The organism is Xanthomonas sp. BRIP62415 (assembly GCF_003993515.1).
Lineage (GTDB): Bacteria > Pseudomonadota > Gammaproteobacteria > Xanthomonadales > Xanthomonadaceae > Xanthomonas > Xanthomonas euroxanthea.
The window spans coordinates 35,038-59,475 of the sequence record NZ_QEZH01000006.1 but is presented as its reverse complement, the minus strand read 5'-3'; the positions used below and the strand labels follow the sequence as shown (position 1 = coordinate 59,475).

At 66.1% G+C, this 24,438-nt stretch carries 24 protein-coding genes; 13 read left to right on the top strand and 11 right to left on the bottom strand.

The features are described from left to right. Positions 1–63: 63 nt before the first annotated feature. The 9 genes from sctC to EO141_RS00500 form a co-directional block, all read right to left on the bottom strand. Positions 64–1,887 (bottom strand): type III secretion system outer membrane ring subunit SctC, encoded by a 1,824-nt coding sequence (gene sctC, locus EO141_RS00540; protein WP_127168253.1) that lies wholly within the window; start codon positions 1,885–1,887, stop codon positions 64–66. A 175-nt stretch (positions 1,888–2,062) separates the two neighbouring features. Beyond that, positions 2,063–2,893: a type III secretion system export apparatus subunit SctT gene (gene sctT / locus EO141_RS00535; protein ID WP_104583505.1), complete on the bottom strand. Its 831-nt coding sequence runs from the start codon at positions 2,891–2,893 to the stop codon at positions 2,063–2,065. Then, complete coding sequence (locus EO141_RS00530; protein WP_127168252.1) at positions 2,890–3,399, bottom strand: type III secretion protein HrpB7; 510 nt, start codon at positions 3,397–3,399, stop codon at positions 2,890–2,892. The genes sctT and EO141_RS00530 overlap by 4 nt, the downstream gene beginning before the upstream one ends. After that, positions 3,392–4,720: a type III secretion system ATPase SctN gene (gene sctN / locus EO141_RS00525; RefSeq protein WP_127168251.1), complete on the bottom strand. Its 1,329-nt coding sequence runs from the start codon at positions 4,718–4,720 to the stop codon at positions 3,392–3,394. Before sctN ends, EO141_RS00530 begins: the two co-directional genes overlap by 8 nt. Continuing rightward, positions 4,710–5,411, bottom strand: a complete 702-nt coding sequence (sctL, locus tag EO141_RS00520) for a type III secretion system stator protein SctL (protein WP_126944923.1) — start codon at positions 5,409–5,411, stop codon at positions 4,710–4,712. Before sctL ends, sctN begins: the two co-directional genes overlap by 11 nt. Then, positions 5,396–6,025 carry a type III secretion protein HrpB4 gene (locus EO141_RS00515; RefSeq protein ID WP_127168250.1) on the bottom strand — a complete coding sequence of 210 codons (630 nt, stop codon included), beginning with the start codon at positions 6,023–6,025 and terminating at the stop codon, positions 5,396–5,398. The genes sctL and EO141_RS00515 overlap by 16 nt, the downstream gene beginning before the upstream one ends. Positions 6,026–6,034: 9 nt before the next feature. Next, the gene (gene sctJ, locus EO141_RS00510; RefSeq protein ID WP_127168249.1) at positions 6,035–6,799 is read right to left on the bottom strand and encodes a type III secretion inner membrane ring lipoprotein SctJ; all 765 of its coding nucleotides are present in this window, start codon (positions 6,797–6,799) and stop codon (positions 6,035–6,037) included. Between the two features lies 1 nt (position 6,800). Then, positions 6,801–7,193: a type III secretion protein HrpB2 gene (locus EO141_RS00505; protein WP_104583499.1), complete on the bottom strand. Its 393-nt coding sequence runs from the start codon at positions 7,191–7,193 to the stop codon at positions 6,801–6,803. 31 nt (positions 7,194–7,224) lie between these two features. Continuing rightward, positions 7,225–7,680 carry an HrpB1 family type III secretion system apparatus protein gene (locus EO141_RS00500; protein WP_126944772.1) on the bottom strand — a complete coding sequence of 152 codons (456 nt, stop codon included), beginning with the start codon at positions 7,678–7,680 and terminating at the stop codon, positions 7,225–7,227. Between the two features lie 212 nt (positions 7,681–7,892). Between EO141_RS00500 and sctU the strand changes: the two genes are divergently transcribed. The 13 genes from sctU (at position 7,893) to xopZ (ending at position 21,699) form a co-directional block, all read left to right on the top strand. Beyond that, entirely contained in the window at positions 7,893–8,966 is a 1,074-nt protein-coding gene (sctU, locus tag EO141_RS00495; protein WP_127168248.1) for a type III secretion system export apparatus subunit SctU, read from the top strand. Between the two features lie 8 nt (positions 8,967–8,974). Further along, positions 8,975–10,897: an FHIPEP family type III secretion protein gene (locus tag EO141_RS00490; RefSeq protein WP_115675791.1), complete on the top strand. Its 1,923-nt coding sequence runs from the start codon at positions 8,975–8,977 to the stop codon at positions 10,895–10,897. Then, complete coding sequence (gene sctP, locus EO141_RS00485; RefSeq protein WP_164738987.1) at positions 10,897–11,532, top strand: type III secretion system protein SctP; 636 nt, start codon at positions 10,897–10,899, stop codon at positions 11,530–11,532. The genes EO141_RS00490 and sctP overlap by 1 nt, the downstream gene beginning before the upstream one ends. A gap of 90 nt (positions 11,533–11,622) precedes the next feature. Next, positions 11,623–12,576, top strand: a complete 954-nt coding sequence (gene sctQ / locus EO141_RS00480; RefSeq protein ID WP_164739005.1) for a type III secretion system cytoplasmic ring protein SctQ — start codon at positions 11,623–11,625, stop codon at positions 12,574–12,576. Beyond that, positions 12,563–13,207 carry a type III secretion system export apparatus subunit SctR gene (sctR, locus tag EO141_RS00475; RefSeq protein ID WP_104583496.1) on the top strand — a complete coding sequence of 215 codons (645 nt, stop codon included), beginning with the start codon at positions 12,563–12,565 and terminating at the stop codon, positions 13,205–13,207. Before sctQ ends, sctR begins: the two co-directional genes overlap by 14 nt. A 4-nt stretch (positions 13,208–13,211) precedes the next feature. Beyond that, complete coding sequence (gene sctS, locus EO141_RS00470; protein ID WP_127168247.1) at positions 13,212–13,472, top strand: type III secretion system export apparatus subunit SctS; 261 nt, start codon at positions 13,212–13,214, stop codon at positions 13,470–13,472. Continuing rightward, a complete protein-coding gene (locus EO141_RS00465) occupies positions 13,469–14,284 on the top strand; it encodes a 4-hydroxyphenylacetate catabolism regulator HpaA (protein WP_127168246.1) in 816 nt (271 codons plus the stop codon). Before sctS ends, EO141_RS00465 begins: the two co-directional genes overlap by 4 nt. Then, a complete protein-coding gene (gene hrpD5, locus EO141_RS00460; protein WP_127168245.1) occupies positions 14,281–15,228 on the top strand; it encodes an HrpD5 family protein in 948 nt (315 codons plus the stop codon). The genes EO141_RS00465 and hrpD5 overlap by 4 nt, the downstream gene beginning before the upstream one ends. A gap of 10 nt (positions 15,229–15,238) precedes the next feature. Beyond that, positions 15,239–15,481 (top strand): HrpD6 family protein, encoded by a 243-nt coding sequence (gene hrpD6 / locus EO141_RS00455; RefSeq protein ID WP_126944754.1) that lies wholly within the window; start codon positions 15,239–15,241, stop codon positions 15,479–15,481. Between the two features lie 86 nt (positions 15,482–15,567). Continuing rightward, positions 15,568–15,840: an HrpE family protein gene (gene hrpE / locus EO141_RS00450; RefSeq protein WP_104583492.1), complete on the top strand. Its 273-nt coding sequence runs from the start codon at positions 15,568–15,570 to the stop codon at positions 15,838–15,840. A gap of 55 nt (positions 15,841–15,895) precedes the next feature. Further along, positions 15,896–16,378: a CesT family type III secretion system chaperone gene (locus tag EO141_RS00445; protein ID WP_126944838.1), complete on the top strand. Its 483-nt coding sequence runs from the start codon at positions 15,896–15,898 to the stop codon at positions 16,376–16,378. 174 nt (positions 16,379–16,552) lie between these two features. Then, a complete protein-coding gene (locus EO141_RS00440) occupies positions 16,553–17,665 on the top strand; it encodes a pectate lyase (protein WP_164738986.1) in 1,113 nt (370 codons plus the stop codon). 71 nt (positions 17,666–17,736) lie between these two features. Continuing rightward, complete coding sequence (gene xopZ, locus EO141_RS00435) at positions 17,737–21,699, top strand: XopZ family type III secretion system effector (RefSeq protein ID WP_127168244.1); 3,963 nt, start codon at positions 17,737–17,739, stop codon at positions 21,697–21,699. 109 nt (positions 21,700–21,808) lie between these two features. Here xopZ and xopF1 read toward each other — a convergent pair whose 3' ends face one another. Together xopF1 and hap3 are read right to left on the bottom strand one after the other, a co-directional pair. Beyond that, entirely contained in the window at positions 21,809–23,830 is a 2,022-nt protein-coding gene (xopF1, locus tag EO141_RS21280; RefSeq protein WP_164738985.1) for a type III secretion system effector XopF1, read from the bottom strand. Continuing rightward, a complete protein-coding gene (gene hap3, locus EO141_RS00425) occupies positions 23,827–24,270 on the bottom strand; it encodes an Hpa3 family type III secretion system protein (RefSeq protein ID WP_126944748.1) in 444 nt (147 codons plus the stop codon). The genes xopF1 and hap3 overlap by 4 nt, the downstream gene beginning before the upstream one ends. Between the last annotated feature and the right edge of the window lie 168 nt (positions 24,271–24,438).

Sequence of the window (24,438 nt, the reverse complement as noted above, 5' to 3'; positions counted from 1 at the left end):
GGCTGCCGGTCCACGCGGCAGCCTGCACGTTTCAACAGCATCGGCAGCCCCTCAAGGCGCTGCTCAGGGCGAGACGATATGCGGGGTCAGCAGGAACAAGCGCTGCAGCCGCGACCCGCTCTGCTGGCGGTGCTTGAACAGGTTGCCGACCAGTGGAATCTTGGACAACCCGGGCACCTTGTTCAGATCGGTCTGGTCGCTATCGGAAGCATAACCGGCGATCAGCAGGCTCTGCCCCTCGTTGACGAATGCCTGCGTGGTGATCTCGCTGGAGGTGATGACGGGAATGCCATCGACGGTGTTGGCGCCCAGCTGCCCGTCTTCGATGCGCACATCCAGGCGCATCTGTCCGTTGGCCGAGCCCGGCACCACACTTGGCAGAACGCGTAGCGACACGCCGGCGGACAGGTTGTAGAGGTCCGCGGATGCGTAGCCGCTGACACGCACGAATGCCTGCTGCTTGTGATCCATCACCGCTTCCACGTTGTCCAGCGTCGCCACCTGCGGGGTAGAGACGATCTTGGCCTTGTTGGTCTGCTCCAGCGCCGACACACGCGTCATCAGGTAACGTCCCGCATCTCCCAGGACCGCCGTCAAGGTGCCGCCCAACGGAGCACTTGCCCCTGCCGCCGCCGCACCGCTCAGGGTGCCATCGTAGCCAAGCTGGCCGCCACGGCCGTCGCCGGTCTGCACATCGACACGCCGGCTGTGGAAACGCCAGTCCACGCCGAGATCCTGCATGGCGCCATCGCGGATCTCGATGATGGTGGCATCGATCTGCAGCAGCTTGGGGCGGTTGTCGAGCTGCTGGATCAACGTGCCATAGGCCGCCATCCGCTCGGGGCGGTCGCGAATCAGAATGGCGTTGGTGCGCGGGTCGGCCTCGATCACCGGCGCGTCGGAGGCCAGCTCGCCGCCGCTGCCTGCATCCACCGCCAGCGGCGTGTCGCGCCGGGCCTGGCTCATCTCCGGCCAGACGCTGGCCGGCGCATTGGTGCCAGTGCCCGGCAACGGCGGGCTGACCGGCACCCGATCGGACGGCGCGCCACCGCCGAACCACGACGCAGGCAAACCGAGAATGCCGTTGTTACCACTGCCGCCGCCATTCTGGCCCTGAGCACTGTTGCCGAACGTATTGGACGAGCCGCCGCCGATCGGTTGCACCCGCCCGAAATTGGCGCCCGGCCCGGGCAGCGCCGCGGTGGGAGCGCCACGCACGCCGTACATGCTGCGCAACAGGCTGGCCATGCCCGGCACCTGGACGTCCTGCCCACCGATGCGGGTGCTGTGATCGGCGGCCTGCGCATAATGCAGCTGGAACACCTGCACCTCCGTGGCGTCGCGTTGGCGTGCGCCCTGCTCGACCTGTCTGGCGATCGCGGCGACGGTATCCACATACCCCGGCGGGCCGGACACCACCGCCACGTGCGCCGCCTCGTCGTAACGGACCGGAAAGCGCGGATCGTCCAGGCGCATGCGCGCAAGCGCATCGCGCAAGGCAGTCGTCGACGCAGCGCCCAGATTCAAGGTTGCATTCTTGGTTTCATTGGCGCCCCAGATCCTGAGCACCGCACCGTCGTAATACCAGACGAAGCCGAATGTCGCAGACAAATCGTCGAGGAATTTCTGCGGGCTGGCCTCGAACTTGCCACTGAGCGTGCCGGTCACTTCCGGTGAAATCCAGGTGGTGATGGATTGGCTGGCGGACAGGTCGCGCAGCACTTCCTTGAGATCCTTGTGGTCGGCGACGTATTTGAAGCTGCGCGAATGCCACGGCACCTGCGCGGCATCGGCACGCGGCGGCAGCAGCGGCAGCAGGCTGAGCAACAACGCGGCGGCCAATGGCGCACGTCGATGGCGGTGAACTGGAGGACAGGCATATGCCATGGCGTTCCCTCTGCGAGGCAAGTGAAAGAAGTCGATGGGGTGGCGCCCGGCAGGCAGGCGTCGGCCGGGATTGCGTGCCGCGTGCAGCCGGGCTGCAGACACGGCGTCGGGCAGTGCATCGGTGGCGCGTGCGGTCAGTGTAGGCAGCGCACGGCAGTGGATGTCTCAACAATGATCAATTCGCGGCGCCCCCTTTGCCGCCGATGTTGGCGGCATCGTGCAACTGCTGCTGGAAATGGAGGAAGCCGAGTGCGTCACCGGATTGCGTAATGAACACGCTGGTCAGCAATGCGAGCAGCAGCAATGCCAGTACCCCACGGATCGGCTGGCTCAGGTTCGATGGTTCCAGCTTGTCGGCGGCGCGGGCCACAAAGCCGATGGCCAGATCCACCAGCACCAGCACCAACATCACCGGCGCAGACAGCTTGACCATTGCGGTCATCATGTCGTCGGTCTGCTGGATGACGAAGGACTCGGCGACCGCTCCCATGTCCGGCGTGAGCTGGCTCAGCGGCCACCAACGGAACGATTCGAACAGCGCACCGAGCAGCATCAGCATGCCGCCCAGCGCGTAGAAGGACACGATCGCCAGCTGCATCAACACCGTGGACACCGGCGTACTCTGCTCGCCGCTCAGCGGGTTGGTCATCTGGACGTTGTTGTAGCCGGACACATCGTCGATGAGCAGGCCCACGCTCTCGGCAACCCAGAACACCGTGGATGCGGCAAACCCGATCAGCAGGCCGATGAAGGCTTCCTTGAATACCAGGCCCACCAGGCCGGTCGCTTCGATCCTGGCCAGCGCATCGGCCGGCTGTCCGTAGGCGATGAAGGAACTGAGCACATAGATCACGCCGTTGCGCGCCATTCCCGGAAGACTGTCCTGCGCCGTGGCCGGCAGCACGAAGAACATCACGAACACACGCACTCCGCACAACGCCAGCAGGGTCAGCAGCGACACGCCCTGGGATGACAGCGCCAGCAGCGCGGTGGCGGTGTCGTTCATTGCCCCACTCCGCGCGCGGCACGATGCAAGCGCAGCCCGACCAACACCTCGATCGCGTCGTCCTCCTCGGCCGCTTCGCGTTGGGCTTGCCAGGCACGCTGCGCGCTGGCGGCGTTTTCCGCATACATCTGCGCCTGCGCCTGCAGCTTGCTCACGGCCTGTTGCACCACTGCGGCCTCGTCGCGTGCGTTCTGCAACGCCTGCGTCGCTGCGACCAGCGCCTGCTCTGCGGCGCGGCAACGCTCTTCCAGCACGGCGCGGAAGCGCTGGTGCTGCAGGATCGCCTCGATGCCGATCGGCTCGCCCGCGCCGGCCCTGTCGGCCAGCGTGGCATCGAACGCGGCCAGACGCGCGGTGCAGGCGCTGGCCTCCTGACTGCAACTGGCGCATTCGCGGTCGCACTGCGCCAGCGCACGCCTGCAGTCGCTCAGACGGTCCTGCATCCGTTCATGACGGCGCGTCTTCAGCTGCTGCAACGTGGTCCAGGTGCCGGCATGCTCACGCATCGTCGATCACGCCGGCAAGCTGCTCCAGGGTGGTGTCATAGTCGCTGAGCTGATCGGTGGGCTGGCTGAGGAAGTCGCGAATGGCATCGATCCTGGCGATCGCCTCGTCGGCGACCGCGTCGCTGCCCTGGCGGTATTCGCCGACCTGCAGCAAGGTTTCCACCTCGTTGTACTTGGCCAGCAGACGCCGCAGCTGGCCGGCGTACTGGCGTTGCTCGGCAGACACGATCTGGCTCATCACCCGGCTCAGGCTTCCCAGCACATCGATGGCCGGGTACTGGTTCTTGGCGGCGATCTCGCGCGACAGAATCAGATGGCCATCCAGGATGCCGCGCACTTCTTCGGCGATCGGATCGCTGCCGGTATCGTCCTCGGCCAGCACGGTGTAAAACGCGGTGATCGAGCCGGTCTCGCCCATGCCGGCACGTTCGAGCAGGCGGGGCAGCTCGGCGAACACCGATGGCGGAAATCCACGACGCGTGGGCGGCTCGCCGGCGGCCAGACCGATCTCGCGTTGCGCGCGGGCAAAGCGCGTCAGCGAGTCCATCATCAGCAGAACGCGCATGCCCTGATCGCGAAAATACTCGGCGATGGCGGTGCCGACATAGGCGGCCTTGGCGCGCTCGATGGAGGAGCGATCGGAGGTGGCGCACACCACCACGCTGCGCGCCAGACCATCCTGGCCAAGAATCATCTCGATGAATTCACGCACTTCGCGTCCGCGTTCGCCGATCAGCACGATCACATTGACATCGCACTGCGTGCCGCGCGCGAACATTCCCATCAAGGTGCTCTTGCCGACGCCTGCTGCGGCGAAGATGCCCATGCGCTGGCCTTCGCCCAGCGTCATCAGGCCATCGACGATGCGCACGCCGGTCGGCATCGGTTGTTCGATCAGGCGCCGGCGCATCGGATCCGGCGCCTGCGCCTGGATCCGGACCCAGCCGTCGTCGGCGAGCGGCCCCTGGCCGTCCGCCGGCTCGCCCAGGCCATCGAGCACGCGTCCCAGCAACGCCGACCCGACCGGCACCGCCAATGGGTGGCCCGATCCGATCACGCGCGTCTCGCGCGACAAGCCCACCAGTTCGCCGAACGGCGCCAGCAATGCGAGATTGCGGCTGAAACCCACCACCTCGGCACGCTGCAGCAGCGTGCCGTCGCGCTGGCGCAACTCGCACACCTCGCCCAGGCTGACCTGCACCCCGGCGACCTTGAGCATGGTGCCGATCACCTCGACCACCTTGCCGTAGCGACGACCGAAGGCCAGCGCAGCCAATTCGCGCTCGAGCGTTGCCTCCAGCACCGGCAGCTCAGCAGTCATCCGGCACCGCCTGTGGCGCGGCCAGGACGCGGCGGATCACCCGCTGGATGCTGCGTAGCTGATCGTGCAGATCGGCCTCGAACACGCCGGTATCCCATTCGCACACGCAGGCGCCCAGGGCCAGACCCGCGTCGCCGCACAGTTCCACCGGCATGGGCCAGCCTGCGGCCGCCGCGGCCGTATCGAAGGCGCGCCGCGCGTCGTCCAGCGCATCCGGATGCACGCTCACCCTTAAGGCCCTGGCCTCGTCCAGGGCGCCGTCCAGCGCCTGGGCGGCGCGTGCGTACAGCGCAGCGGGGTCGTGCCCGTGCAGGACCTGTGCGCAGGCATGCGCGACGATCCCGGCCAGACGCTCGCGTGCGCGCCGTGCGGCATCCTCGGCCGCGAAGGCATGCCGCACGCCGCGCTCGTTCCACGTGTCGAGCTGACGGCGCAGCCCGGCGGCATAGCCCAACCGTGCGCTGCGTTCGGCCTTGTCCCGGGCATCGTCGAGGATCGCCTCGGCTTGCTGCTGCGCATCGTCGATCAGCGCCTGCGCACGCGTTTGGGCGTCCGCCAGCGTCTGCGCGCACCGCGCGTGCACCTGTGCAGTCGCGGCGTCCAGTTCCAGCACACGGGCCAATGCCTCACGGGGGATGACGTCGCCGTCCAGGCCGACCGCCTCCGGCGTGGACCTCAGCCACAGACGCATGGCAGCTCCGGCAACAAGGTGGGAAGCGCCTGCAGGAATGCATCGCTCGCGCCATCTGCAGCGATGGGCGCCACCTGGGCAGCGCCCAGCGGCAAGGACAGCGCGATCACTTTGGCGATGCACGGGTCGGGCCAGGCCCCATCGGCCGCCAGGCGACGCCAGCCATCGCCGACCCATGCCGCCTGGTCGGCATCGCGCGGCAACAGTGGCGCTGTCATGCCGGTGACCGCGCGATGGCGCACATGCTCAAGTACCGCCGGCCCCACTCGCTGCTCGAACCAGCTCAGGCGCTCGCGCTCGATGCAGCGGCGCAGCGCCAGTGCGCGCGAAAACAACGCGCGGCTCATAAATACCTTGGCGAGCAGGTCGGGCGCCAGCACGACCAGCCGGTTGGCCGGCGAATCCAGCGCAGAGACCTGCATGCGCGAGCATCCCGCCCAGGCCTGGACCACGCGCACACGGCGCTGCGCAGGCGCGCGTTCCCAGCCCAACGCAGCGACCGGACCCAGCCAGTGCGCCACCCGCTCTGCCTCCAGCGATTGCGCCAGGGCACGCACCGCAGCCGCCCATCGTTGAAGCCACCGTGCCGCGTTGTCGATGCGTGCCTTGTCCATCGGCCGGCCTCACCCAGCAGGTTTTCTGGACAACGCGCGCAGGCGCTGCCAGCCGCCCCAGCGGCGTGCATCGGTGCTCGGCCACCAGTACAGCGCTGCTGCACCGACCGCCACGCACAGCGCCAGCGCGCATCCGGCCAGCCATGGCCACGCCCAGGCGCGTGGGGGCGCCGATGTGGAGAGCTGCGCATCGCTTTCCGCCCCGCCTGGCACCAGCGTGACGCTGACGTTCTCGTAGGTCAGTCCTTCCACGCTGTGCATCACCAGCGTCTTGATGCTGGGCACCAGGCTGGTCAGATCGCTACCGACGCGAAACTTGATGAACACCGCGGCGCTGGAGGGTTTGACCGAGGTGGACAGCGGGTCGTTGTTGGGAAGCACGATCTCCACGTCGGCCGCGATCACCCCATCGATATTCGACAGGGTCTGCGACAGCTGCTGCGACACGCCGTAGATGAAGCGCACGCGTTCTTCGGTGGGTGTGGAGATCAGGCCGTCCTTCTTGAACATCTCGCCGAGATTGGCGTGCCGCGCGTGCGGCATGCCATGCGCGCGCAGCACCTGCAACGCGTACGCCACCTGGTCATGCGGCGCGTTGATCGCCCAGGTCTTGCCGTCGTCGGGCGTGCGCTTTTCCGCATCCACATCGGCGGTCAGCAGCACGGCGAGCATCTCGTTGGCGTCGTTCTCGGTCAGCCCGGAATACAGCTGCTGGTCGCAGCCAGACAGCAGCAGTGCCAGCAGCAACACCACCAGATATCTGAGCATTCGCATGCTATTGGTTCTTGAACAGGGTTTGCACGGCGTTCTTGCCCGACTGCGCCACGCCGACGCTGACATTGAGGTTGAAGCCGACCATGGTCAGCTCGTGCATCAGCTTCATTTGTTGCGAGGCCATTTCCTGCAGGCCCATGGTCGGCGCCTGCATGCTGAAGGCATCGATATGCTCGGCGATGGTGCGCACGCCATCGTTCTGCACGTCGACCATCCGGCTCACCATGCTGGGCTCTCCCACGCGCTGCATGGCAGGCGGCAGCGGGCTGGAGGATTGCATCAGCGCCTGGAAGCGGTTGACGAGCGCCTGGTTCGGCGCTGCCGTCGGCGATATCGCGGGCGTGGACAGGCCGGAACTGGCGGTGATCGGGGCAACAGGAGGAATGAGCGTCATGGCATGTTCCGCAGGCTGAGTAACGTCCGGGTCAGGCGCGCAGATACTGCGCGTTGGGAACTTCCATCGGCGCGGCGGATTCGGTTGCCGATTCCGCTTGCATGGGTGCCGGCGTGTAGCGTCCTGACAGCGCCTTGACCAGGCCAACAGCGTCGGCATCGGCGTCCTCTTCGATCAGGCTGTCTGCAATGCCATGCCACGAGGCGTCGCCCACCGCAAACAGGCAGCACGCGTACAAGGCCTTGCACAGTGGCTTGGAGCCGGCATCGGCCTCCAGCTCACGCAACAGGCGCGCACCCTCCAGATAACTGCCACGCTTGATCGCGATCCAGGCATCGAAGGTATCCAGCGCCTTCAGCTCCGGCCGCAGCACCCGCACCGCGGCCAGTACCGCTGCGGCCTCTTCGAGTTTCTCGTGCGTCAGCCCCACCGTGATCAGTTCGATCAACCCACTCACGACCGAACCGGGACATTCCATCTTTTCCATACCGCACCTCGTCATTCAATGGCTGTGGACAGCATGCGTGCGTAACGTACGCGTCGGCGCCAACCAAGGCTCTTCAGAAGCGAACATCGGAATACCATCGCGAACAAACACAGTGTGCTTCGTCCACCCATGCACACGTTCGCCCTGGAAGCGGATCGCCTGCCGATGGCTCAACCAGAATCGGCGTGCAGCAACCGCGGCCGGAGATCGCCATGTCGGATGAGAAGACCGAGAAGCCGACAGAAAAAAAACTGCAGGATGCGCGCAGGGATGGGGAAGTGCCGGTCAGCCCGGACGTCACTGCCGCCGCCGTCCTGCTGGCCGCGTTGTTGGTGATGAAACTGGCGGGCAGTTATTTCGTCGAACACCTGCGCGCCTTGATGTCGATCGGCTTCAATTTCAGCGCCAATACACGCGATGCCACCGCCTTGCACCGTGCACTCGGTCGCATCGGCGTCCAGGGCGTGTGGCTGACGCTGCCCTTCGTGGTCGCATGCCTGGCCGCAGGATTGATCGGCAGCTTTCTGCAGACCGGGCTCAATGCCTCGCTCAAACCGGTCACGCCCAAGTTCGATTCGCTCAATCCCGTCAACGGGGTCAAAAAACTCTTTTCGTTGCGAAGTCTCATCAACCTGCTGAAATTGGGCATCAAGGCCGCGGTGATCGGCGTGGTGCTGTGGTACGGCCTGCGCGCACTGATGCCGACGATCATCGGGCTCGCCTACCAGCCAACGGCCGACATCGCCCAGATCGGCTGGCGTGCGCTGGGCATCCTGTGCGCCCTGGCGGTGCTGGTATTCGTGCTGGTCGGCGCGGCGGACTGGAGCGTGCAGCACTGGCTGTTCATTCGCGACAAACGCATGAGCAAGGACGAGCAGAAACGCGAACACAAGGACAGCGAAGGCGATCCGGAATTGAAGGGAAAGCGCAAGGAATTCGCCAAGGAACTGGTCTTCGGCGACCCGCGCGAGCGCCTCGCCAAGGCCAAGGTGATGGTGGTCAACCCGACCCATTACGCCGTCGCGCTGGCCTATGAACCGGATGGCTTCGGTCTGCCGCAAGTGGTGGCCAAGGGTGTGGACGACGGTGCGCTGGAACTGCGTGCCCACGCGCACAACCAGGGCATTCCGATTGTGGCGAACCCGCCATTGGCGCGTGCGCTGCATCAGGTCGAACTGGGCGAGGCGGTTCCCGAATCACTGTTCGAAACGGTGGCGGTGGTGCTGCGCTGGGTCGACGAGCTGGGCCGCGACAACGATGACGGCAGCGGTCCGCTGCCCTGCTAGGAGATCGCATGCGCCTGACACGGTATTTCGCATACACCGGAGAAGTGGCGATCGCTGCCTTGGTGGTGGCGGTCATCGGCTTGATGATCCTGCCGCTGCCCACCCCGCTCATCGACACGCTGCTGGGCATCAACATCACCCTGAGCGTGGTGTTGCTGATGGTCACGATGTATGTACCCGACTCGATCTCGCTGTCGTCGTTTCCCTCGTTGCTGCTGTTCACCACGCTGCTGCGGCTGTCGTTGAACATCGCGTCGACAAAATCGATCCTGCTGCATGCCGAGGCCGGTCACATCATCGAGAGCTTTGGCGAGCTGGTGGTCGGCGGCAACCTGGTGGTGGGCCTGGTAGTGTTCCTGATCATCACCACGGTGCAGTTCATCGTGATCGCCAAGGGTTCCGAGCGCGTGGCAGAAGTCGGTGCGCGCTTCACCCTGGACGCGATGCCCGGCAAGCAGATGAGCATCGATGCCGACCTGCGCGGCGGCAACCTGAGCGCAGACGAGGCACGCAGCAAACGCGCGCGGCTGGCGATCGAGAGTCAACTGCACGGTGGCATGGATGGCGCCATGAAATTCGTCAAGGGCGACGCCATCGCCGGCCTGGTGATCACCATGGTGAACATCCTGGCCGGCATCGTGGTGGGCGTGACCTACCACGGCATGAGCGCAGGCGAGGCCGCCAACCGCTTTGCAATCCTGTCGGTGGGCGATGCAATGGTCTCGCAGATCGCCTCGCTGCTGATCTCGGTGGCGGCCGGCGTCATGATCACCCGCGTCGCCAACGAGAACGAGGCCAAGACCAGCTCGCTCGGGCTCGAGATCGGCCGCCAGCTCACCGGCAATGCGCGCGCCTTGATGGCGGCGAGCGTGCTGCTGGCGTGCTTTGCGTTCGTTCCGGGATTTCCTGCGGTGCTGTTCCTGCTGCTGGCGGCGGCAGTTGGCGCAGGCGGCTATACGATCTGGCGCAAGCAACGCGATGTCAGCGGCAGCGATCAGCCCACGCTGCCATCCACCAGCCGCAAGGGCGCCAAGGGCGATGCACCGCACATCCGCAAGAGCGCGCCGGATTTCGCCTCGCCCCTGTCGATGCGGCTGTCTCCGCAACTGGCTGCGCGGCTCGACCCGGCACTGCTGGACCAGGCGATCGAGTGCGAACGCCGGCAGTTGGTGGAACTGCTGGGCCTGCCGTTTCCGGGCATTGCGATCTGGCAAAGCGACGCCCTGCAGGACCTGCAGTACGAAGTGCTGATCCACGACGTCCCGGAAACCCGCAGTGCCTTGAGCGATACCGCAGACCTGCAGAAGGCGCTGGCCCAACAGGCGATCGCACCGCTGCGTGCACGCGCGCATCTGTTCGTCGGCATCCAGGAAACACAGTGGATGCTGGAACAGGTAAGCGCGGACTATCCCGGGCTGGTTGCAGAGGTCAACAAGGCCATGCCCGCCCAGCGCATCGCCGATGTGTTGCGGCGGCTGCTGGAAGAACGCATCCCGGTGCGCAACATCAAGAGCATCCTGGAAAGCCTGGTGGTGTGGGGACCGAAGGAAAAGGACCTGCTGATGCTGACCGAGTATGTGCGCTGCGATCTCGGCCGCTATCTTGCGCACACTGCGACCGCAGGCACTGGGCAGCTGCCTGCGGTGATGCTCGACCACGCGGTGGAACAATTGATCCGGCAGTCGATTCGCGCCACGCCGGCGGGTAATTTCCTGGCCCTGCCACCGGAGCAGGCCAACCAGTTGGTCGAGCAGGTGGAGCGCATCGTCGCAGATCAGGCACAGCATCCACTGGCGGTGGTCGCATCGATGGACGTGCGGCGTTATGTGCGCCGCATGATCGAGGCGCGCCTGAACTGGCTGGAGGTCTATTCGTTCCAGGAACTGGGCGCAGAGGTGCAGCTGCAGCCGATCGGCAGAGTGGTGGCCTGATGCGCAAGCCACCGGTCCGCCATGTGCGCATCCTGCCGATCGCCGGTGCACCGTTGCCGCCGCACGCAGCGCCCACACCGGTGCGTGCAACGCAGCGTGTCAGCTTCATGCAACTGCGCCGACGCCTGAGCAGCGTGCTGCGCGGATTGCCGGACATGGTGGTGCCGGAGGATGGCGACGACGCTCCGCCGCTGCCAGAGGATGCGGATGCTGCCAGCGACAGCCAAGCCCCAGCGCCGCTGCCAAGCGCGCCCCCCTGCCTGGATGACGGCAATCGTGGACAGATCGCGCGAGGCGACGACAGCGACGCCTTGGGTCGGCAGATCGCCGCCGAGTGGATCCGCACCCAACGCGCGCAGATGGCCATCCACCACATCGCGCTGCGGGTGGCCGAATTCTGCAATGCCACGCCGGTGCGCGGCGCAGGGATCTGGGAGGCGTGGCTGGAGATCAACCACGACATCCTGCCGCAGACCACGCTGTTCTTGCGGCTTTCGCCAGACCAGCTATCGCTTCGCTTCGACAGCGGCTCGCCCGAGACGCACGAGGTACTTTGCAATGGAAGAAAGCGTCTGGATACCGCATTGAAGGCCGCGCTCAGCGACACGCTGCAGATCAGCATCGAGGTCGTCTAGCGCCGCACATGCAGAACAGCCATATCGAGGGACCCCGCTTTGTCAACCGAGCCGAGCCCGACGCCAACGGCACGCGACTTGTCGCAAGCGCTGACCCACGTGCCTGCTGCGCGCGCGCAGCTCGGCAGAATCCTGTGCGACCCGCGTACCGCACGCCGCTGCGGCTTTACCGCGCAACGCCGCGGCATCCGGGCCGCGGAAGCGGCGCGCCTGCAGCTGCAGTTCGATAGCGGCACCCTGGAGTTGCGGATCGCCGCACGCGACGGCCTGGCGCTGCTGTTGAACGAAGCCGATGCCGCCCTGCGCACCGCGATCGCCGGTGTGCTGTTGAGCGATGCGCTGCGCGCCTTCGCACCGCTCGGACTGGGCGCTGCCGAGGTCGTCGCCTTCGAGCGCTGCGCGGACGCGGCCAATTGCCTCGACATCGGCATCGCCCTCGGCGACATCGACGCGATCGCGGAGACCGCCAGCCCATTGCTGCTTGCCGCGCTGCACACCGCGACCGCTGCGCTGGCGACACCATCGCCACTGCCGGCCTGGCTGAGCGCACTGCGGCTGAGCACGCGCCTGCGCATTGGCCGGCGCACGGCGGCGGCGACGCTGCTGCAGTCGCTACGCCCGGGCGATGTGCTGCTGCACGCGCTTGGCCCGGCCCCGGTGCGCAGCGGCGAGTTGCTCTGGGGCATCCCCGGAGGTGCGGTGTTGCGCGCACCGGTGCACCTGAACCCGCAACAGATGATTCTGGAGACCGCCCCCGCCATGCAGCACGATACGCCCGAGTCCGATCCCTCGCAGTCCACCACCGATGTGGCGGCACTGGAGCTGCCTGTCCAACTGGAAGTGGACCAACTTGCGCTGTCGCTGTCGGTGCTGTCGGGCCTGCAGCCCGGCCAGATCCTCGAACTGTCGGTGCCGGTGGACCAGGCCGACATCCGTCTTGTCGTCTATGGCCAGACCATCGGCATCGGCAGGCTGCTGGCGGTGGGCGAACATCTCGGCGTGCAGATCTTCAGCATGTCGGAGACTCCACATGCAGATGCCTGATGTCGGCTCGCTGCTGCTGGTGGTCATCATGCTGGGCTTGCTGCCCTTCGCAGCGATGGTGGTCACCTCCTACACCAAGATCGTGGTCGTGCTCGGCTTGCTGCGCAATGCCATCGGTGTGCAGCAGGTGCCGCCCAACATGGTGCTCAACGGTGTTGCGTTGCTGGTGTCGTGCTTTGTGATGGCGCCGGTGGGCATGGAGGCGTTCAAGGCCGCGCAGAACTACAGTCCCGGTGCCGACAACAGCCGCGTGGTGGTGCTGCTCGACGCCTGCCGCGAACCGTTTCGGCAGTTCCTGCTCAAGCACACGCGCGAGCGCGAAAAGGCCTTTTTCATGCGCTCGGCGCAGCAGATCTGGCCCAAGGACAAGGCCGACACGCTCAAGCCGGACGATCTGCTCGTGCTGGCACCGGCATTCACGCTCAGCGAGCTGACCGAGGCGTTCCGCATCGGATTTCTGCTGTATCTGGTCTTCATCGTGATCGATCTGGTGGTGGCCAATGCGTTGATGGCGATGGGTCTTTCGCAGGTGACGCCGACCAACGTGGCCATTCCGTTCAAATTGCTGCTGTTCGTGGCGCTGGATGGCTGGTCCATGCTGATCCACGGCCTGGTCTTGAGTTATCGGTGACGCCATGGACCATGACGATCTGGTGCGGTTCACCTCCGAAGCCTTGTTGCTGTGCCTCAAGGTGTCGTTGCCCGTGGTCGGCGTCGCCGCGCTTGCCGGCTTGCTGATTGCCTTCATGCAGGCAGTGATGTCGTTGCAGGATGCGTCGATTTCGTTTGCGCTCAAGCTGGTGGTGGTGGTGGCTGCCATTGCGGTCACCGCGCCCTGGGGCGCCTCGGCGATCATGCAGTTCGGCCAGGCGCTGATGCAGGCGGCCTTTCCATGATCCGGCGCATTTCCCCAGGCGCTGTGCCGCCGTCGCTGCCGACCACGCCCGGCGCCCCGCATCACCATGCCGATGCGCCGGGAGCTGGCGCGCAGCCGCTGGCGGATACGCCGCATCATGCCCCCCGTCTGCGCCCCGCTCCGCCACGCAGGCGGCGCCGTGGCATGCGGTCGCTGGATGGCATGGACGACGAACTCGACGCCACCGACCAGGAAGATGCCGAAGCGGCGCGCGTGTCGGCGCTACGCGGCCGCGTCAGCATCGCAGTCGCTCAGCCCCAGGAGCAGGGACAACGTCAGGACGATCAGCATGGCGCCGGTGGTCGCCCACATGCCGGCGATCCGCACGCAGGGACGTGGCCAAGCGCCTCGCCGTTACACTGGGACGAGGATGTGCGTGCGGGTGTCCAGGCCGTCATCGATCGCTATGCGGCAACGCGCGCCGCCGACCAGACGGTCAGACGGCACGCCCTCACCGCCGCGTTCATGGAGTTGCGTGACATCGGCATTGCCCATCCGGTCGCCGCATCGCTGACCACCATGGTCTGGATGTTGATGCGCGAGCACCTGCAATCGGTCCAGGCGAGCACCTTGTCCGAAAGCGTCGACACCTTGCGCCAACGCCTGGTGGAGATGGTGCGCGCGCAACCGGAGCCCACACCGGCGCTGCGCAGCTACAACCTGCTGCTGCCGCTGATGCTGATCAGCGCGGGAAAGCCGCGCAGACCCGCTGATTGTGCGCGTGGCGTCACACGTTTGAACACGCTACTGATGGAACACCAAGACGGGGCCGCTCAGGGGATTCGTGCATGATCATGCAACTTCGCATACTGACGGGAATACACGCCGGCGCGCGATTAGATTTGCAGCCAGGCAGCTACACGTTAGGCGCCGATCCCCAGGCCGAGATCCGGATCGAAGACTGGCCTGATGGCCCGCTCATCATCGAGGTGGATGCAGATGGTCAAGCTCGTTATCGCAGCGACGCGTTGCCAACGACACCGTTTGTTGCGCTGCATCCAGTGCGTTTTGGTCCGTTGGTGCTCTGCGTCGGCGGGGCTGCTGCCGATTGGCCGGACGATGTGGCGCTGCTGGAGCGGTTGCTGTCTCCAGCCGCGACGCCGGCAACACCCCCACCACGCAAGTCCAGGCGCACTGCGCTGCGCGCAGTGGTGGGCGCCATGCTAGCGCTGGCCGCCGCAGCGCTGCTGCCCTCCCTGCTACCGGCATTTCTCTCCGATGCCGCTCCCGCGCGCAGCCAGGACAACCAGCTCAACCAGGTCCGGTCCGTGCTGAAACGGCTGGGCTTGCGCGAAGCGCGCGTGGAACAGGTCGGTACGCGCGTGCGCGTCGAGGGTTTGGTGGCGAGCAGCGCGGATGCGGCACGCCTGCGCGTACAACTGCACCGGTACCAACATGCGGTCACGGTCGATGTGCTGGTGGTGGATGAGGTGCTGGCAACCCTGCGCGATACCTTGGCCGACCGCGATCTGAACGTTCGCTACGACGGTCAAGGCGTGTTCTCCATCGCCGGCAGCAGCGACAACGCGGAGCGCGCAATCCGAAGGATCGCCGATCTACGCAGCGATCTGGGCCCGGATGTCCGCAAGCTGCATGTGGACATCACCCAGCAGGACCCTTCGGTAAAACCGCCCGCCAATTACGACGCCGCGCTGCTCGCCGACGGGTTGCATTACGTCGAGACCCCGGACGGCACCAAGCACCTGACTTCCCTGCCGCAGCACGCGGCGCCATGAGAACCGCACCATGTTCGATGCCATGACCCACACGGTCACCCAGGATATGAGCAAGATCTTGCAGACCAAGGCGGAGGATCTCTCCGGTGAGCGACTGCGCAACATCGATGCAGCGCTGCACACGACAGCGCAACAACTCCGTGTGCACTGGTCTGCAGCGAGCGATCAGGCTACGCGCAACAATTTCACCGTCTTGCACGACGGCATCAACGCCGCACGCGACATCGTCGCGCACATTGCCAGCATGCCTTGATCATCGAGTTCCTTGGCCACGTTGGTCAAGCAAAACGCGCCGACAGGCGCTCCACGTTACTTCACCTTTAGCTGAGGAGTATTTCTATGTCGGATTTACAATCGATTGGGCCGCGATTGGGCCAGGGCGGGGATCTGTTTAAATCGGACTTTTCAAGCAGATACGACAATCATATGAGCAGCCAGACTTCAGACAATCAGATGGATAGTCTGATGGGTGGCATTGGCCATTCAGCCTCCGCACAGGAGCGCATGAACAACTACCTGACCGAGAAGAAGAACGAACTTGACTTCAACGTAGCGCTCAACAAATTCATCGGCAAGGCTGGCGACAACGCGAAGCAGCTGGTTGGCCAGTAATGGGCCCTGACATGACGCAGGGCCGATGCATGGCCCTGCGCATGTCGTACGACAGATGAGCAGCACCCGATTCGAAGCGATCGTCCAGCAGATGTGCGAAGCACTGGACCTGCCGGATGTGCAGACGGTGCTCAGCAAACGCGTGCTGTGGGTGGACGGGTTTGAAGTCTATCTGCACATGCCTGCAGCCCAGACCGACGATGAAGCACAGCAAGCGCCGGAAGAAGAAGCGCTGTATCTACGCATCTGCTACGGCCTTGCTCCTGCGGGACGCAGCTTGACGGTCTTCCGGCTATTGCTGGAAGCCAACCTCTCGGTGTACGCGCAGGACCAGGCGCAACTGGGATTGAACGATGCCGGCGTGATCGTGCTGATCGTGCGCGTTCCGCTGGACGACGACGTCGACGGCGCATGGATCTGCGATCTGCTCGCCCACTACGCCGAGCATGGCCGTTACTGGAACAACAATATCTTCATTGCACACGACGAAATGTTTGAAGGAATCGCGACGGGGAATTATCTGTGGCTACGCGCCTGAGGTGCTCGGCCGTGCATGCAAGCTGATGCCTGCAGCGAGGCAGGCACGACTCAGCAGCACGCTGATCGGAGCCTTGCGCATCCGCTGCGCTGGGTCACATCGCCACGCTGTCGCGCCGTCATTCCATCTCGCAGGATTTCTTACGCCATTCATCACTCGCAAGGACACTCGCCAATGAATCTCGCCATCCCCTCACACACCACTGCGAGCTTGCAGCCGTCCTCGTTCTCCCTGTCGCAGCAACAAGCCCTTACCGCGGTGATCATGAGCATGCTGGCGTACTGCATGCAACGCGTGCTTAGCGACATGCTGCAGTCACAGGATCAGCCATCCAGTGACGGTCAGTCACCGACCACCCCCAATCCGACGCCCTCGATGCCGCCATCGAACCCGCCGAGTTCCACCAACCCCGGCGGACAACACGGCAGCGGGACTGGCAATGGCAGCGGCGGCAATGGCAGCAACACCAACAAGGGCAACGGAAGCACCAGCGGAACAGGAGCCGGCAACGGCGCATCCCACAGCAACCCGGGTCAACCGGCAACGCCGCCTGGCACCGGCCAGCCGGTAACGCCCAGCGCCAACGGCACGCAAGCACCCCTGCCTCCCGGCAAGGTCGTCACCGCACCGCCCGGCGTACAGAACAAGCCCATCGTGGTGCATAAGGGCGAGGTGTTCGACGGCAAGAATCAGACCTATATCGGCGGCCCCTGCCTGGGCAAAGGCGATCAGGACGAGCACCAGCAACCGTTGTTCGTCGTCGAGGACGGCGGCTGCCTCTGCAACGTCAACATGACGGGCGGCGGCGACGGGGTGCATTTCATGGGCAGCGGCAAGATGGTCAACTGCGTCAACGAAGATGTCAGCGAGGATGCGGTCACCATCGATGGCCAGGGCAACCGCGAGCATGATGCGGGAATTGCAGGTTGTAGCGCTGAGGTCAGCGGCCGGCCGAAGGTCGAGATCATCAATTGCACGTTCAAGAATGCCGCAGACAAGGTCGTGCAGGACAACGGTGCTGCCGACGTGGTGATGTCGGGTGACACCGTCGAGGGTGCCAGCAAGGTCTTCCGCACCAACGGTGGGCATGCCGATATCAATACGAGCCTTCAAGTGGAAAACTGCGAGTTCAATCAGGTCAAGGAAGCAGTGTTCCGCACCGACGCGCCAGGCGCGACGGTGGCGTTGGCAAACCTGAAGACCGATGCGCCCGACGAGGTGATTGCTCCCAACGCGTCCCAGGCCATCGGCGCGACACGCATCGGCCATAAGGCCTACAGCGGCTGATCACACCCTGCACCGTTGCTGTGCGTCGAGCGCGCCCGGTGGTGTCGAGGTCCACATGCGAGGTGTCGAGCGTGACCCGTATCCGCCCTTCCACCCTGACATTCGGGCTGCCTGGCAACAGCCATGGCGCGGCGCATGCGGGTACGCCGTCGCCGCACAAGCAGGCCCATCACCGACTGCATCAACTGGATGGGCCAGCGGCCGAGTCCGAAGCACGCGCTGCAGAGCTGGATGTGGCCGCACGGGTGTATCGCTACACCGCAGCTGCTGCCGACACCGGACGGGGCGCGCCTGCGCCACGCGAGACAGGCAGGCTGCGGGGCGTGCGGAAGTCGTTGCAGAAGCTCGCCCGGCTCGCCGGCACGGCGGTGGGCATCGCCCGGCAGGCCACTCCCGACCATACGCGCCTGCTGCGCTACCAGGGCACATCTGCGCAGCCTGCACCGCCCGCTCGGGCAGAGCCGGGCCACTGGCACACGCTCGCTCCTTTGCAGACAGCGACATTCGCCGCCTCGCAACGGCTAAGCGACGCCCGGATCGCCGTGCGCAAGGCCGCAGCGCTTGAGCGCCTGGTGGTGCTGCATATCGATCGCCTGGAGCAGGACACAAGCCTGCAGGCCAGACGCGCACCGCGCCTGGCCGACCGTGCCAACGCCACCCGCAAACGCCAACAGGTGCTGGCCACCTGGAATACGCTGCTCCGCAAGCACATCGCCAGCTGCAGCGAGCGCCTGGCGCGCACCGAGCAACAGCTGCAGCAGCAACTGGACCAGCTCACGGCCATGCCCGCGCCCGCTGCAAACGAGCGCCGACCGCGCTTGCGTGACCTGCTCAAGCACGAAGCCGAGCTGGAGCGCATCCGCAAGCAGCACCAGCACGCGCAGCACCTGTCCGCCCTGCGCGAGAAACAACAGACCTTGCTGCAGCGCCTGGAAGCGCGCGCCGCCAACCTCGACACCACACTGGCACAGGCGCTGCAGTCAGCACTCATCGTGGCCGGCGACCTGTTCGAGACCGCTGCGCGCGCCGACGCGTTGCGTGCACTGCTGCCGGCCCTGGCGGATCTCACGCAATCGCTCGAGGAGGAGGTTGACCGCGCGGCGGCCGACGATCTGCGCGCCAGCCAGGCGCTGCGGGCCGCGTCGGACGCACTGATTGCCGCGCAGATCGCGCAGACCGCCTCCAGCACAACCGATGCCGCCGCGGCCACCGCATTGCGCAACCGCTTGTCGTCCTGGGCGAGCGGGCTGTCCACCACGCGTTTCGCAGACCAGGCGGTGCCTGCAGCGGGGATCGTGGCCATCGCGCTCGGCGCGCTGCGCGCGGCAGTGGCCGGTGTGCTCGGCGACAACCGCGCTGACGCCGCGGCGCTGCTGTTGGCCACCTTCGACCGTGTCCACGACAGCACCTGGAGCGCGCTGATCCCCGCCGATCCGGAACGGCCAGGAGACCCGCCGGGCACGACGATGGGCGAGCACTCCGCCATTGCCCGCGCAGCGATCGAGGCGGCGACAACGCATTGGATGGAGACCCTGGGACGTGTGCCACGCGGCCGTCAGGTACTGGGCCAGTTGATCCGGGCACGCCACGAGCGTGCCGCCGACCCCGGCCGCCAGGACATCGCGCGCATTGCGTTGCGGGCCGATGCGCTGCTGCGCGCCGCACCTGTGGACCATGCCGCCACGCGGTGCTGGCTGAGCGGTGCGCGGCGCGCCGCCGGTGTCGCCCTGCACGCGGCCGACCCGGCAGATGCGTTGCGCACCTGCAGCAGCGACGAACGTGCGGCCTACCATGCGCTGCGCAATGGCTACGAGTCGCGTGCTCCCGATTCGGCGTATGCGCGCGCAAACGCCCACCTGCAGGCGTTCGGCGAGGCGGTGCGCACTGCCACCTCGCCGCATCCTGCCGGCACACACGCGAGCGCTCCCAATCCACTGCAGGCCTTGTCGGAGGGGCTTGAGGTCGCATCGGCCACCGCACTGCCGACACCGCGTCGACGCGCCAACCTGGCCCTGGAGCACGCCGCGGCTGCCTTGGCCGGCTACCTGGGCGCATTGCATGCGGCCCGACCGCAGGGCAGTGTTCCATCACAGGCCGAGCTGCACTGGCAGGCGGCGGCCGAGCTGCTGCAATGGGTCGATGAGGACGTGGACCGCAGTTGCGTGGTCTTCGATGCCGCCACCCTTGCACGCATCGCCGAACGTGCCGCAGCGCTGCACAACCACCGTCAGGCGCAGGCATCCCGAGCCCCGGGCGGTGCAGCGGTGCAGGCAGCACCACCGGAAGGATTGCGGCGTGCCTGGGAGCAGGTGCGGAGCGGTCGCTGCACCGCGCCAGCCGCGTTCGATCTGTTGCGCACCTGCCTGTCTACGGTGCGGGCGGAGCACGCAGAGCAAGCGGCGGAGCCGCAAGCAGGCGATCCCTCGCCACAGGCCACGTTGTGGCTCGCACATGCGCAGGACTGCCTGGCGCATTTCGACGCCGCCGTCGACAAGACCTTGCAGTTGATGAAGCAGACCGGTGCCGGCGCCCTGGCTCACCCTGAGGCATTGCTGGACCTGCTGCGCGACATGCTCTCGCACCTGGAATGGCGCGACCGCTGGCGGATGACCTGCCAACAGACCTGGGGCGCCAATCTCGCACCGCTTTCGGCGGCAGCTGCGATTGCAGGGTCTGCGTTCGGCCTGGGTACACGACTGATCGCCAGCATGCAGTGCAATCGCGATGCCTCGCTGGAGTTCTACATGGGACGTACCGGCCTGTACCTGCAGATCAGCCGCCAATCCGCGACGCAGCGCCAGCTCGGTGCGGGCCTGACTGTCGGCTATGGCATCGATGTGGAAAGCGACTACGCGGCAGCCGGGGTGTCGGCCGCCGTGGACTGGCGCTATCGGCGCGAGGCCGGCGTGGAAGACGGCCTGCAGCTCCGTATCCCCCGGTTGGGCAAGGGACGCGAGCCGGAGCTGCTGCAGGCATTTTTGCGCATGCTGGAGCATCTGGTACGCCGCGCAACGCCCGATCCTTCCGCACAGCCCCCCGGCGCGGACTGGATGCAGGCATTGCTGGCCGAGCATCCGGACGCCAGCGTCGGGCTGATCGACCAGGCCGCACGCGTCAGCCAGGGCACCGAATGCAGCGCCAGCGTCAGCGCCGGCCTGCGTGCAGGCGATGCGCACGGCCGCCGCGCGGGCGGTGCGCTGGGGCTCGGCGTCAAGTCGCGCCAGGACCTCGGCTGGACATCGACGACCGTGGCCGGCTACATGACCACGCACTACTGCGACGCCACCGCCGCACGCCGGGTGGAAGCGGCCGCACGCCTGACGGCCGGCGTGCAATTGGCGCTTGCCCAGCATCGACACGGAGGCGCATCGGCAACGCCTGCGGCCAGCACCACGCTCTCGGCACTCGATGCCGGCTATGTGGCCGAAGTGAACGCGGACGTGGCCACCGCGTTCTGCACGCTGTTCCAGTTCGGTGGTGAGATCGATGCGGTCCGCAGCGACCGCGCAACCGACTTCGCGCAATTCGCCGCGTTCGAGCGCCTGGTCCGCACCCAGTGGGAGCGCTGGGCCGACTACGGCCTGGCCAAGCTGGGCAACGATGTCGACCAGACCTTGCAGCCGGTGCTGGCAGAGCTGCAACTGGAGCATTTCATGCAGCAGGCCAGGCGCTTTGCCGATGGCAACGCACTGGCTGCACTGTTCGCCGACGAGGCGTTACGCAGCGAAGCTGCACCGCTGCTGGACGTGCACCGCGCACTTGCACTGGTGGCGCAGGATGCAGGTGACGACACGGCTGCACTCGCCGAGCGCACCGCCTTCGACGCGTTGCTGCAGCAGCCCGCCGTGTGGGAGCCGACGTTGCTGCTGGTCCGCGAGAAGACAAAACTGACCGAAGAACGTGGCGTGGACTTCATCGTCAAGCGCCAGCGCAACCGCATCGCCGAGGCCATGCGCACGGTCGGTCAATGGCCAGCGTACGAAGCGGTGCCGCGCGCCGTATCGCCCCGCCCCACTCCCACTGCTCGCACGTAAGCCCGCACCGGGCTGGCCCCGGGACCGCCAACGAACGACAGACGCAACGGCGGTTGCGTCTGTCGTAGCGGCGTGCGCGACGCAGTGGATCGGCTGCAGGATCGACCGCTCACGGCCTGCCGTTTTCCCAGTGGCGAAGTTCCTCGCTTTCGTGCAGTGCCTGCCTGAGCTTCTGTAGCTCGGTCTTGAGTGTCTTGGTCAGGTCGTTGCGTGGCACGCCGCTGAACATCGCCGCCTGCCCGGCGTGCAGGCGGTCGAGCACAGTGTCGATGGTCGCAATCGAGACCGATTGCGTGCTGACCTCCGTGCGCAACTCCTCCAGGGCTTCACGCAATCTCCCCGCCAGCGGCCCAGTTGCAGGCGCAAGCGGCTGCCCCTCCTCCAGGGCGCGCGCAATCTCTGCCGATGTCGGCGCCGACAACAGCGCGATCGCCGCCTCGACGGGTTCGGCCAGCGCCTGAAGCGTGCCTGCGATGGCGCGTTGATGACCGGCGGCGCTGGCGGCGCGTTCCTGGTCGAGGCGCGTGGCCTGGGTGGTGTTGGCGCCGTTCTTGGCCTTGAGCGCATTCCAGATCGTATCGTTGAACAGGGTCTGCGCTGCCTGTTGCACGACCGTGGCGGTGGAATTGGCGGCTTCGCCTGCAACGCTGCCGTTTGCGTTACCGCCACGCAAGGGCGCAGCGATCAGGCGGCCGGCCCCGAGCGAGGCGAAATTGGCCAGCACGTTGCTGAGCATGTGACGGCCCAGCACATCGCGTACCGCAGTGGTGATCGCGTTGGTGGTGCTCAAGGCCTGCCTGGCCAACGCCAGGCCTTCCATCCCGGTTTCCAGCAGGTAGTTGGGGAAACGCACAGCGTCAGACCATTGCGCGGGCCGACGGGTCTTGTCCGGCAATGCCAGCGCAAACAGATTCAGCCGCTGCTGTCCGCCAAGCAGGTCGGGCACGCGCATCTGGCCGGTACGCGCAACCGCCTTGCCGGTTTCGAGCATCGCCTTCTGCACCACCCCTGCCCCGCCAATGGCGAGCGCGCTCAAGCCCAGTTGGCCGGCCGGCGTGCGCGTGCCCGGGTCGGCGGAGGTCCGCCGCGCCGCGTTGAATCCCGCGTTGATCGTCGGCTTGAGCAGCAACGTGTCCAGGGACTTGTCGTCCAGGGTCGATTGCCACTGGGTGATTCCCTGGCGGAGGTCGTAGGTCTGCGCCTTGAGCTCGGGAAGCGTTGCGGTGTTGCCTTCGCCGGGACGCGTGAAGCGTTTGCCCTCGGCAGTGATTTCCAGCAGGGCCGGCGGCGGATCGGGCACCAGGATCTTGGGGTCGATGGCCTGGAACCGCGGCAGGTTGGCAACACGCGCGCGCCGGTCCATCGCCGGGATCAGCAACGTATCGCTGGTATAGGACATCAGGCCCGCCACCGTGCCGGACAGCGTCGTCGTACTCAGCGTCTCCGATCCGGGCGCACGCGCGCCATCGTAGGCTGCACCCGCGGCGAGACCGAACGGGGTCCGCATCGAGCCGATGACGAAGGCCCTGAGGCACTCGTAAGCGATCGGCCACGCTGCTTTTGCGCCTGCCGTCTTCATATCGCCGATGATCTGGTATCCGGCATCCGGCCCGAACGCGGCGATGCGTTCGTCCACGCGCGCGTCCGCCCATTCCAGATACGCGGCCTGCAGTGCCTCCTGCTCCTCCGAGGGCGCTGCAAAGCGCAGATTGCCCAGGCGAGTCCGTAGCTGCGCCTTCAACTCAGCGGCCGCCGCCGCGCTGCGCTGCGCATAGCTCGCTGCAACGGCAGGCGCATGCGGCTCATCGACGACCGAGGACGCGGGGCTTACATACGGAGTGTAAAACGCTGCGTCCGTCGACTCGGAAGAATGCGATGACTGCGAGGACTCCGAGCGATGTGATGCACCATGCGAGGACTCGGCATGACTTGCGTCGGTGGTCACGCGACGTGCAACCGGTGCGCGGCGACCGCGCAATACCGGGCCCGAAGAGGGCAGGCCGGCGAGCGGCCCGGTTGGCACTCGCGTCTGTGGCAGGGCGACGGCCTCCTCGGCATGCGTCGGGCGTGTGGGTGCAGGAGACGTTGCGCGGCCGCTGGGAGAGGTCCCGATGTTGCTGGAGAGCTTCATGAGGCCACCTCGGCCGTGCTGCCGGCCTGCGTCACCAGCGCGTCCAGCACCACACGTGCGGCCACCTGCCCGCGCTCCAGCGCAGTGGCCACGGCATCGGGCGTGCGTTCGACCAACAGCGGGCAGACACAGAGCAGGCCAAGGTCCGAGAGCGTGAGCCGCCAGCCGTAGTGGGTCAGCAATTGTTCCTGCAGCGCCAGCAGCGTCACCACCTCCTCGCCGCCGAGCTCGCGTGCGGCCAATGGCAGGATCACTTCCGGAAACGCCGTCATCCCGCCCTGCTGCACCTGCGCGTGGACACGGCACAGCATGCCCGCAGGACCAAGGATGGTTTCGCCTTGGCCAAGTCGCTGCGCAAGCTCCTCAGGCAACCCAAGACGGACTCCCAGGCTGGTGAAGAATGTGTCGTTCGCTGTGTGGAGATTTCCCAATTCCGACATTGTCCGAAATCCTCGAGAAAGTATGCGATAGGTACCGATACACCATTCCGGTAGGAGAAAGTCTCCATTACCGGATGCATAGCCGGGTAACCCCCTGCGAAAGACTCTTGCCGCGCGCGAAGATGTCCTGCTGAAAAATGTGCAACCGAGACCTGGATCATGTGCCTT

Excerpts from the sequence above, each read along its gene's own strand:
- hap3 (WP_126944748.1), bottom strand. The coding sequence starts at position 24,270 with ATGTCGGAATTGGGAAATCTCCACACAGCGAACGACACATTCTTCACC.
- sctT (WP_104583505.1), bottom strand. The coding sequence starts at position 2,893 with ATGAACGACACCGCCACCGCGCTGCTGGCGCTGTCATCCCAGGGCGTG.
- EO141_RS00515 (WP_127168250.1), bottom strand. The coding sequence starts at position 6,025 with ATGGACAAGGCACGCATCGACAACGCGGCACGGTGGCTTCAACGATGG.
- sctU (WP_127168248.1), top strand. The coding sequence starts at position 7,893 with ATGTCGGATGAGAAGACCGAGAAGCCGACAGAAAAAAAACTGCAGGAT.
- EO141_RS00530 (WP_127168252.1), bottom strand. The coding sequence starts at position 3,399 with ATGCGTGAGCATGCCGGCACCTGGACCACGTTGCAGCAGCTGAAGACG.
- sctN (WP_127168251.1), bottom strand. The coding sequence starts at position 4,720 with ATGACTGCTGAGCTGCCGGTGCTGGAGGCAACGCTCGAGCGCGAATTG.
- sctC (WP_127168253.1), bottom strand. The coding sequence starts at position 1,887 with ATGGCATATGCCTGTCCTCCAGTTCACCGCCATCGACGTGCGCCATTG.
- hrpD6 (WP_126944754.1), top strand. The coding sequence starts at position 15,239 with ATGTTCGATGCCATGACCCACACGGTCACCCAGGATATGAGCAAGATC.
- sctR (WP_104583496.1), top strand. The coding sequence starts at position 12,563 with ATGCAGATGCCTGATGTCGGCTCGCTGCTGCTGGTGGTCATCATGCTG.
- EO141_RS00465 (WP_127168246.1), top strand. The coding sequence starts at position 13,469 with ATGATCCGGCGCATTTCCCCAGGCGCTGTGCCGCCGTCGCTGCCGACC.
- sctS (WP_127168247.1), top strand. The coding sequence starts at position 13,212 with ATGGACCATGACGATCTGGTGCGGTTCACCTCCGAAGCCTTGTTGCTG.
- EO141_RS00505 (WP_104583499.1), bottom strand. The coding sequence starts at position 7,193 with ATGACGCTCATTCCTCCTGTTGCCCCGATCACCGCCAGTTCCGGCCTG.
- EO141_RS00445 (WP_126944838.1), top strand. The coding sequence starts at position 15,896 with ATGAGCAGCACCCGATTCGAAGCGATCGTCCAGCAGATGTGCGAAGCA.
- hrpE (WP_104583492.1), top strand. The coding sequence starts at position 15,568 with ATGTCGGATTTACAATCGATTGGGCCGCGATTGGGCCAGGGCGGGGAT.
- EO141_RS00440 (WP_164738986.1), top strand. The coding sequence starts at position 16,553 with ATGAATCTCGCCATCCCCTCACACACCACTGCGAGCTTGCAGCCGTCC.
- xopF1 (WP_164738985.1), bottom strand. The coding sequence starts at position 23,830 with ATGAAGCTCTCCAGCAACATCGGGACCTCTCCCAGCGGCCGCGCAACG.
- hrpD5 (WP_127168245.1), top strand. The coding sequence starts at position 14,281 with ATGATCATGCAACTTCGCATACTGACGGGAATACACGCCGGCGCGCGA.
- EO141_RS00490 (WP_115675791.1), top strand. The coding sequence starts at position 8,975 with ATGCGCCTGACACGGTATTTCGCATACACCGGAGAAGTGGCGATCGCT.
- EO141_RS00500 (WP_126944772.1), bottom strand. The coding sequence starts at position 7,680 with ATGGAAAAGATGGAATGTCCCGGTTCGGTCGTGAGTGGGTTGATCGAA.
- sctJ (WP_127168249.1), bottom strand. The coding sequence starts at position 6,799 with ATGCGAATGCTCAGATATCTGGTGGTGTTGCTGCTGGCACTGCTGCTG.
- sctL (WP_126944923.1), bottom strand. The coding sequence starts at position 5,411 with ATGCGTCTGTGGCTGAGGTCCACGCCGGAGGCGGTCGGCCTGGACGGC.
- sctP (WP_164738987.1), top strand. The coding sequence starts at position 10,897 with ATGCGCAAGCCACCGGTCCGCCATGTGCGCATCCTGCCGATCGCCGGT.